This is a genomic window from Streptomyces sp. NPDC005408 (genome assembly GCF_040606445.1).
Lineage (GTDB): Bacteria > Actinomycetota > Actinomycetes > Streptomycetales > Streptomycetaceae > Streptomyces.
The window spans coordinates 1-1,367 of record NZ_JBEXEX010000137.1; the positions used below are offsets into that span (position 1 = coordinate 1).

Sequence of the window (1,367 nt, forward strand, 5' to 3'; positions counted from 1 at the left end):
CACTTCCCAATGCCGTTGTCAAGGCGCTGCGGTGACTGGCGGTCAGGCCTGGTAGAGCGCACCGTCACGGAGCATGGCCCACAGGACGTTGGCTCGTCGGCGGGCGAGGGAGAGCAGGGCCTGCTTGTGGTTCTTGCCTTCGCTGCGCTTGCGCTCGTAGTACGTCTTCGAGGCGGGACACGATCTGAGACTGGCCATGGCGGAGAGGTAGAAGGCCCGCAGGAGGCCGCGGTGGTAGCGGCGGGGACGACGCATGTTGCCGCTTACGCGCCCTGAGTCCCGAGGCACGGGGGCCAGGCCGGCGAACGCGGCCAGGCGGTCCGCGCTGCCGAAGGCTTCCATGTCACCGCCGGTGGCTGCGAGGAACTCCGCGCCGAGCATGCTCCCCATTCCGGGCAGGCTGCTGATCACTCGCGCATGCGGATGTTGGTGAAACCGGGCCTCGATCAGGGCGTCGAGCTCGGCTATCTCCTCGTTGAGCGCCAGCACCCCCTTCGCAAGACGGGCGACCATCATCGCGGCCAACTTCTCGCCGAGCAGTGCCGTGTGCTGGGCGTCAGCCGCCTCGACCGCGATGCGGGCGATCTCGGCAGCGCCTCTGACCTTGCGGTTCTTCAACCAGGTCGTGATGCGGCGGACGCCCGCCCGACGGATGGCTGCAGGCGTCTGGTAGCCGGTCAGCAGCAGGACTGGCCCTTGGTTCGTCAGGGTCAGCGTGCGTTCTAGAGCAGGAAAGATCTCCAGGAGTTGTGCCCGCAGGCGGTTGACCTGACGGGTGCGGTCACAGACAAGGTCAGTGCGGCGAGCGGTCAACGTCCGTAGATCGACGGCTACTTCGTCGCCGGGCCGCAGAATGCTGAGGTCGCGACGTATGCGGGCCTGATCGGCGATGATGTGCGCGTCGCGGGCATCTGTCTTCCCTTGGCCTCGGTAGCCAGCCGAGGCGTGATGGACGGCCAGGCCGGTGATGTATGCCATCGGCTGGTCGTGGCTGAGCAGGAGCCCGATCAGCAGCGCGCCGCAACCATGGTTGATGTCGACTGCCCATAGCACGTCTTCGGATAACGCGAGGACGTCGCCGATCAGTTGCAGCAGCTCTGTCTCGTCGTTCAGAACCCGGCGTGACAGGAGGCGTTCCCCCTGCCCGTCGATCACGACGCAATGGTGATGCTCTTTGCCGATGTCCAAGCCGGCCCAAATCTCTGGCACGGTCACCTCCGCCAGGTCGTCGTTCTGAACCTGCAGACGACTTCGCCGGCACTGTCCTACGAAGCGATCGAGTCGCGTATCCCAATCAGCGGTCGAGTCGTCGCGGGGCTCCGGGCGGCCAAGTGTCAGCAGCCTTGAAGACGGCAACAGCTTCTGAG

General features: G+C 65.8%; 1 protein-coding gene. It reads right to left on the reverse strand.

Features of this window, described 5'->3' with window-relative positions; genetic code table 11:
• Positions 1–42: 42 nt before the first annotated feature.
• Positions 43–1,209, reverse strand: coding sequence for an IS110 family transposase (locus ABZS64_RS39295; protein ID WP_355840014.1), 1,167 nt, complete (start codon positions 1,207–1,209; stop codon positions 43–45).
• Positions 1,210–1,367 lie beyond the last annotated feature (158 nt).